Annotated in this window: 1 protein-coding gene; it reads left to right on the top strand. The window is 38.3% G+C overall.

Features of this window, described 5'->3' with window-relative positions; genetic code table 11:
- Window positions 1-760: 760 nt before the first annotated feature.
- Window positions 761-4,789, top strand: a 4,029-nt coding sequence (locus ACFIJ8_RS08350) for a beta strand repeat-containing protein (protein ID WP_375639374.1), incomplete at its 3' end; no start/stop codon positions are given.

The following is a 4,789-nucleotide window of genomic DNA, read 5'->3' as shown; positions in this document are numbered from 1 at the left end:
AGGTGGAATACGCTATCAGTTTTAAGACAAGGCTGTAAAAATAGCCTATCATTCTATTCAATTTAAAAAAAGGCAGCACAATATGCTGCCTTTTCGCTTTATATAAATCCTAATGACACTAAAACTACCCCCTCCATTTTTATCAAGAAAAATATAAGGTATTTTTATCCAGAATATATTAAAACCCACAAATAATGAAAGCGGAAACCTTTTAATAAAAAGGCAGTTTTATTGACCAAAGTACCTTTCATTTAAAGCTTTAACATAAAGCTCTTTATTAATTACGTTTTTAAACTGAAGATATGTCTGTTTTATCGCCCTCAATAAGATAAGCGATTATAAGAAACTTTCCTCTCATCTGAAAACTCAAACAAATTTTTTGTCTATAAAATATTCAAACAAGAAAAAACACAAAAAACTATAAACGATAGGATCGTAAAATATATTCGAATAATTATTATAAAATGTCTTAAGAGACATAAAGAACTCTCAGTAATTATCAAAAATTATTTTTATTATTTTATCAAGATATAAGAAATAATCCTACTACAAACAGAAAATAAATAAACTCATTTAATAAAAAATAAACTATACATAATATGCATTTTCATGAAGATTATTTAAAATATTTGACAGAGAAGTAAAAATAGCTTACCGAGCTAGAGGTAATGTAACAACACTAAGAACAGCAACTCATTTTCTATTCTTCTTATGAGGTCGGTGGGGAAATGAATATTGGGGACTTCAAAGGAGAATACGGGTGTATAAAAAATCCCTTTTATCATATACAGCAACAGTCGCGATCATACTCTCTAGTATCTATTCCAATGCACATGCTGAATCTCTTGAAGCTTCAGGAGAAGGACAAAGCGTCATCGGAGAAACCGGAAAGTCCTATGAAATTCTTCATGCAAAAGAAAGTGGCAAAATCACTGGTGAAAATTTAACAGTAACCGGAAATAAAGACACCAATAAAGGCCCCAGCGAAGGCGGTATCACCCCTCCTCCCGGATCATCTTCTTTAGAATCACCCGCTGCTGTAACAGCTGAAGGCAAGAACAGTATGATCACATTAACGGGGGATAAAACAACCATTAAAGGGACTGATTCTGCCATTATCGTAGGTGTTGAAGCAAAAGACGGTGGCACGATCTCCATAACTGGAGGCTCCATTAATGCTTCTGATTTTGGTGCTCTCTTCTGGAACAATAATAACAAAGAAAGCAAACTGAAAGATGTAACAATATCAAGCGGTAAAGACGATACGCCACTGAACTTTGGAGTAAAGGCAAACAAAAACGGTACAGTGACGTTAGAAAATGTAAAAGTATTTCAAACAGTCAATGCCGTAGTCGCAGATAATTCTTCCACAATAACAGTCTCTGGAGGATCATTTGATGCAAAAGAGGCAGCAATAGCCACTAAAAACGGCAGCACCATTACTTTAACCGACAATGCACAAATTACATCATCTGATAACGCTGGGCTCTACGCAAAAGGTCCTGACTCCACAATCACAATGACCGGAGGAAACGTAACAGGGAAATTTGCGGCATTGTCTACAAAAAACGGCGGGCATATTACGATCACAGGTGGTACTCTAAAAACAAAGGGTACAAAAATAGATACACCAAATGATAACTCTAACTATACCGATGGATTCGGTGCATTTTCTGAGAACACAGGCAGCGTGATTGAGCTGGAAAATACCATTATTAGTGATGCTAAAATCGGACTTTCTGCAAAAAACGGTGGTGCAATCAGTATGGCAGGAGGAAGCATTAAGGCTTCTGTAGCTGGTGCTGTCTTCGTGAACAGTAAAAGCGCCGAAAACAAACTAGAAAATGTGACGATATCAAGTATTGAAAACGGTAAGCTACTAGACTATGGAATCCAAGCAGACCAAGGAAGTACCGTCGCTTTAAAAAATGTAAAAGTGACTCAAACACACCATGCCGTAAATGCGGATAATGATTCTACAATAACAATTTCTGGAGGATCATTTGAGACAGATGGTGCAACAATAGATGCTCAAAACGGCAGCACCGTTACTTTAACCGACAATGCACAAATTACATCATCTGATAACTCTGGGCTCTATGCATATGACAATGGCACAATAAATATGACCGGAGGAAATGTAACTGGAAAAATAGCAGCATTAGGGGCAACAACAGGTGGTCATATTACGGTCATAGATGTTACTCTAAAAACACAGGGTAATGGATTTGGTGTCTTTTCTAAGGACTCTAAGAGTGTAATTGAGTTGGAAAATACAACGATTAATAATAGTGTAATTGGTCTTAAAGCAGAAAACAATGGTGCAATCAGTATGACTGGGGGAAGCATTAAAGCTTCTGTAGCTGGTGCTGTCTTCGAGAATAGTAATAGCGAAAAAAACAAACTGGAAAATGTGACGATATCAAATATTGAAAACGATAAGCTACTAGACTATGGAATCCAAGCAGACAAAGGAAGTACCGTCGCTTTAAAAAATGTAACCATCTCTCAAGCAATAAATGCCGTAGTCGCAGATAATTCTTCCACAATAACAGTCTCTGGAGGATCATTTAATGCAGAACTAGCAACAATCGCTGCTCTAAACGGCGGCACCATTATTTTAACCGACAATGCACAAATTACATCATCTGATAACTCTGGGCTCTATGCACATGACAATGGCGTAATCAAGATGACTGGAGGAACTGTAGCTGGAAAAATAATAGCATTGTCTGCAGAAAATAGCGGACATATTACCATCACAGATGGTACTCTAAAAACAACAGACGATGGTATCGGTGCAAATGCTGATGGCTCTAACAGTGTGATTGAGTTGGAAAATACAACGGTCAGTGATAGTGCAATTGGTCTTAAAGCAGAAAACAATGGCGCAATCAGTATGAAGGGAGGAAGCATTAAAGCTTCCCAATTTGGTGCTGTCTTTTCTAAAAGTGAAAGCGAAGAAAACTATCTGGACAATGTGACGATATCGAGCGGTAAAAACGATGCGCCACTACTCGCTGGAATCCAAGCAGACCAAGGAAGTACCGTCGCTTTAAAAAATGTAAAAGTGACTCAAACACACCATGCCGTAAATGCGGATAATGATTCTACAATAACAATTTCTGGAGGATCATTTGAGACAGATGGTGCAACAATAGATGCTCAAAACGGCAGCACCGTTACTTTAACCGACAATGCACAAATTACATCATCTGATAACTCTGGGCTCTATGCATATGACAATGGCACAATAAATATGACCGGAGGAAATGTAACTGGAAAAATAGCAGCATTAGGGACAACAACAGGTGGTCATATTACGGCCACAGATGTTACTCTAAAAACAACAGATGGCGATGGTGTCGGTGCAGGTGCTGATGGCTCTGATAGTGTAATTAAGTTGCTTGGAAACACAACGATTAGTGATAGCAACATCGGAATTGGAGCAAGAAATAGTGGTGCAATCAGCATAACTGGGGGATCCATTAAAGCTTCCCAATTTGGTGCTTACTTCGAAAACACTAAGAGCGAAAAGAACAAACTGGAAGGTGTGACGATATCGAGTGTTAAAAATGATACGCCACTACTCGCTGGAATAGCAGCAGACAAAAACAGTACAGTCGCTTTAAAAGATGTAACAGTCACGAATGCAAACACAGGCATATCTGCAAATGATCACTCGACAATAACAGTCTCTGGAGGATCTGTGACCGCAGAAGGAATAGCATTGTACGCAACAAATGGCGGACAGATTGATGTCACAAACGTTGCTCTAACCGCAGAAGAAGGTGCACGTGCAGATGGCACGAACAGCGTAATTGAATTACATGGTAAGACAACACTTAAAAATGCTTCAGTAGGACTTTCCGCAATAGATGGTGGTAAAATCGCTAGTAATGAAAGTCTCACAATAATAGGCAGAGAAGCAATAGTAGCGATGTCTGTTGCTATAGGAGTGTGGGCCGACAATGCGAATAGCGAAATCAATTTAAATGGCAAAACAACCCTCGAAAAAGTTGTGACTGGTCTTGTTGCATCCGACGGTGGTAAGATCTTTAGCAAAGATATAACAATAATCGGTGCTGACCCCAAAGATAATGATACAGAAGAAAGAAACAACGTTGGTGTAAAAACAAACGATATAGATAGTCGAGTTGAATTAAAGGGCAAAACAATCATTGAAAAAGTTAACGTCGGTCTTTCTGCATTTGATGGTAGCACAATTAAGTTGATCAATGTCCCTGCTAATGCACAAAATAGTGAGAACAGCAAAATAGAAGCAAAAGAAGTTGCATTGCTTGTAGAGGGTGGTGGACAGATTGATGTCACCAATGTTTCTGCAACAGCAGGAATCGCTGGCTTGCAGTTTGTCGTTATCTCTAATCCTGACCCAGATGAATCAGATGATCTAGAAAAACATCAAAGCAATGCAATCAATTTGACCAATACAAAACTCTCCGCTGACAACGGTGCTGGAATTTTTATTACTGCTTTCTCTGATCCAGACATTACAGAGAATGCAGATCTTTCAATCGGTAAAGTCAACCTCACAAATTCAGAAATCCATGCCGATGTTTTATTAGGAGATGGTATTTTTTCAAAAGAAGACGAGTCGTGGAACAACGAAAATGTTAATATAATTTCCAACGGCACTTTCACATTAAGCGCTGATCAGTCTATTCTAGAAGGCAGAGCGAATATTGCTAAAAATAGAAATGTACACTTTGATCTAAAAAACAATACGCAATGGATCTTAAAAAACAGTGCCCATGAAACAGATGATGAT

It is taken from the genome of Bartonella sp. MF74HXZ (genome assembly GCF_042194445.1).
Lineage (GTDB): Bacteria > Pseudomonadota > Alphaproteobacteria > Rhizobiales > Rhizobiaceae > Bartonella > Bartonella grahamii.
Note: the sequence above shows the minus strand (reverse complement) of the source record. Positions and strands in the feature narration are given on the sequence as shown.